Origin of the sequence: Gordonibacter pamelaeae 7-10-1-b (assembly GCF_000210055.1) — a bacterium.
Lineage (GTDB): Bacteria > Actinomycetota > Coriobacteriia > Coriobacteriales > Eggerthellaceae > Gordonibacter > Gordonibacter pamelaeae.
Genome location: NC_021021.1, coordinates 328,341 through 331,649, shown reverse-complemented (window position 1 = coordinate 331,649; position 3,309 = coordinate 328,341). Strand labels below are relative to the sequence as shown.

Sequence of the window (3,309 nt, the reverse complement as noted above, 5' to 3'; positions counted from 1 at the left end):
CGTGGCCGAGGGCGCACACGCCGTGCACCTCGGAGGTGGCCGGCACGCCGAGCGCGTCGAGCTCCGCGCGCACGGCGGGCTCGTCGCAGATGCCCTGCAGCTGGTTGATCCACACGCTGCCCAGGCCCAGGCTGTGGGCGGCCAGCATCATGCTCTGCATCGCGCAGCCGTCGTCCTCGCGGCCGAACGGGGCGCCCTTCTCGTGCGCCACGATCACGATGGCCGCAGGGCCGTACATGTCGTAGGCGTCGCGGCCCAGCGCCTCGCGAACAACCGCTGACAGCCGGGCGATGCGGGCGCGGTCGTCCACCACCACGAACGTCCACTCCTGCCGGTTGTTCGCCGAGGGAGCCCACTGCCCGCACGCGACGACGGCCTCCAGGTCCTCGCGCGCGACCGGCTCGTCCCGGAACGCGCGCACGGAGCGGCGGGACAGGATGTTCTCGATGACGGGGTTCTCTCTCACGGGGCTCCTCCTTCTCATGCCGGTTCGAGGGCGGCCGGGCGCAGGCGCATCCCGGCGCTAGGCGGCCAGCAGGTCGATCATGCTGACGCCTGCGAGCACCAGCAGCACCACGATGCCCGCCACGGCCAGCAGGCAGCCACAGCCGAGCACCATCTTCGTGCCGCCCGACGTGGAGGACCGCACCTGCTCGCGCGCAGCCTTCTTCTCGTCGAACGGGTCGTCCAGCCAGTCGAACTCTTCCTTGCCTTTCCGTGCCATATATCGTTCCTAACCTTCGAACTGCGATAATGCGAATATCATCAAAACCGCCACAAACATGAGGAACAGAACCAGGGCAGCCAGGCCGCGGCCCATGCTTTTTCGGTCGGCCTCCTTGAGCGAACCCGCTTCTTCGGGAAACCCCGAGATGATCTCGACATTGCCCCTCCACAACACCACGGCGAGGACTAAAAAGGCGACGACGGCTAGTGCGGCCATCGCAATAGCCGTCGTGCCCATCCTAATCGTCCACCTTCAAAATGGCCATGAAGGCCTCCTGCGGCACTTCCACGTTGCCGATGTTCTTCATGCGCTTCTTGCCGGCCTTCTGCTTCTCCAAGAGCTTGCGCTTGCGGCTGATGTCGCCGCCGTAGCACTTCGCCAGCACGTCCTTGCGCTTCGCCTTCACCGTCTCGCGGGCCAGCACGCGCCCGCCGATGGCGGCCTGGATGGGCACCTCGAACATCTGGCGCGGGATGATGCCGCGCAGCTTCTCGGTGAGCACGCGGCCGCGGTCGTAGGCCTTGTCCTTGTGGATGATGAACGACAGCGCGTCCACCGGCTTGCCGGACAGCAGGATATCCAGCTTCACCAGCTTGGAGGGCTTGTAGCCGTCGAAGTCGTAGTCGAGGCTCGCGTAGCCCTTCGTGTTGGACTTGAGCTTGTCGAAGTAGTCCATGATGAGCTCCGACAGCGGTATCTCCCAGATCATCTCCACCGTCGTGGGAGAGAGGTAGTTCATGGTGACGAACGTGCCGCGCCGCGCCGTGGTGAGCTCCATGACGGCGCCCACGTAGTCGGGCGGGATGAGTATCTTCGCCTTGAGGTAGGGCTCCTCGATGCGCTCGATCTCGCCGGGGTCGGGCATCTCCTGGGGCGAGTGCAGGCTGATCATCTCGCCGCCGGCGCGGTACACGTGGTACTCCACTGAGGGCGCCGTGGCCAAGAGGTCCAGGCCGAACTCGCGCTCGAGGCGCTCCTTGATGACCTCCATGTGCAGAAGGCCGAGGAAGCCCACGCGGAAGCCGAAGCCGAGCGCGTGGGACTTCTCCGGCTCCCACATGAGCGCGGGGTCGTTGAGCGAGAGCTTCTCCAGCGCCTCCTTCAAGGGCTCGTACTGGTCGCCGTCGATGGGGAACAGGCCCGTGAACACCATGGGCTTGGCGTCGCGGTAGCCGGGCAGGGGCTTCTCCACGCCGCCGCGCACGGCGGTGATCGTGTCGCCCACCTTCACCTGGCGCACGTCCTTGAGGCCCGTGACCAGGTATCCCACCTCGCCCACCGAGAGCTCGGGCATGGCCGTCTCCGCCGGGCGGCGCGCACCCACCTCCTCCACGAGCACCTCGGTGCCGGTGGCCATCATGAGCACGCGGTCGCCCTTCTTGAGCGAGCCGTCCACCACGCGGATGAGCGCCACCACGCCGCGGTAGGGGTCGAAGTACGAGTCGAAGATGAGCGCACGCAGGGGTGCGTGCGCGTCGCCCTCGGGCGCGGGGATGTTGTACACCACGGCCTCGAGCAGGTCGTGCACGCCCGCGCCGGTCTTGCCGGAGGCGAGCACGGCGTCGTCGGCGGGTATGGCGAGGCCCTCCTCTATCTCCTCGCGCACGCGGTCGGGCTCGGCGGCCGGCAGGTCGATCTTGTTGATGAGCGGGATGATCTCCAGGTTCGCGTTCATGGCCATCATGGCGTTGGCCACGGTCTGCGCCTCCACGCCCTGGGTGGCGTCCACCACGAGCACGGCGCCCTCGCACGCGGCCAGCGAGCGGGACACCTCGTAGGTGAAGTCCACATGGCCCGGCGTGTCAATGAGGTTGAACTGGTAGGTCTGGCCGTCGTCGGCCGTGTAGTCCACGCGCACGGCCTGGCTCTTGATGGTGATGCCGCGCTCGCGCTCGATGTCCATGCTGTCGAGCAGCTGCTCCTGCATGTCGCGGCTCGCCACGGTGCCGGTGAGCTCGAGGATGCGGTCGGACAGCGTCGACTTGCCGTGGTCGATGTGCGCGATGATGGAGAAGTTGCGGATGAGGTTCGGGTCGGTGGTCATAGTAGCTTTCTTCTTCGGGCGGTGCACGGGCGAAAAACGTGTTTTCGGGAATTTCCCCGTGAAAACAGGGTCAACGTTTGGTATTCTATCGCATTGTGTATCCAGCGATACGTGCGTGCGATGATCTTATCGCCAAATCTGCAGACGTGGCTGCATTACGGATTCGTCCTCGCTGGTGACCGATTGGTCTGCGAAACAGAGAAATCCCGCCTGTTTCCATCGCATCGCCAACGCCCGCGCCCGGCGCGGGAGGCTCCTCCGGGGCCTTGTTGCGAGGCAATCGGCCACCTTGCGGCCACGCGGAGGGCATCGCCCGCCCGTATCGCTGGAGGCGCAGCGCGATTCGTATCGCAAGACAAGGTAAAACGATTTTTTTGGAGGAACGAACCACATGGCGAACATCAAAAGCCAGAAGAAGCGCATCATCACCAACGAGAAGGCCCGCATGCGCAACCGCGCGGTCAAGAGCGAGCTCAAGACCGCGACCCGCCGCGTGAAGGACGCCGTGGCCGCCGGCAACGGCGCCGAGGCCTACGCC

The 3,309-nt window shown here is 65.8% G+C and carries 5 protein-coding genes; 1 reads left to right on the top strand and 4 read right to left on the bottom strand.

What is annotated here, in order from left to right:
• The 4 genes from GPA_RS01505 to lepA all read right to left on the bottom strand — a co-directional run.
• Positions 1 to 466: nitroreductase family protein (locus GPA_RS01505; RefSeq protein WP_197533054.1), on the bottom strand; the 466-nt coding region annotated here is incomplete at its 3' end.
• A gap of 57 nt (positions 467 to 523) precedes the next feature.
• Positions 524 to 724, bottom strand: a complete 201-nt coding sequence (locus tag GPA_RS01500) for a hypothetical protein (RefSeq protein ID WP_015538743.1) — start codon at positions 722 to 724, stop codon at positions 524 to 526.
• A gap of 9 nt (positions 725 to 733) precedes the next feature.
• The gene (locus GPA_RS01495; RefSeq protein WP_015538742.1) at positions 734 to 964 is read right to left on the bottom strand and encodes a hypothetical protein; all 231 of its coding nucleotides are present in this window, start codon (positions 962 to 964) and stop codon (positions 734 to 736) included.
• Between the two features lies 1 nt (position 965).
• A complete protein-coding gene (lepA, locus tag GPA_RS01490) occupies positions 966 to 2,771 on the bottom strand; it encodes a translation elongation factor 4 (protein ID WP_015538741.1) in 1,806 nt (601 codons plus the stop codon).
• Between the two features lie 391 nt (positions 2,772 to 3,162).
• Here lepA and rpsT point away from each other — a divergent pair.
• Positions 3,163 to 3,309, top strand: a 147-nt coding sequence (gene rpsT / locus GPA_RS01485; protein ID WP_167536577.1) for a 30S ribosomal protein S20, incomplete at its 3' end; no start/stop codon positions are given.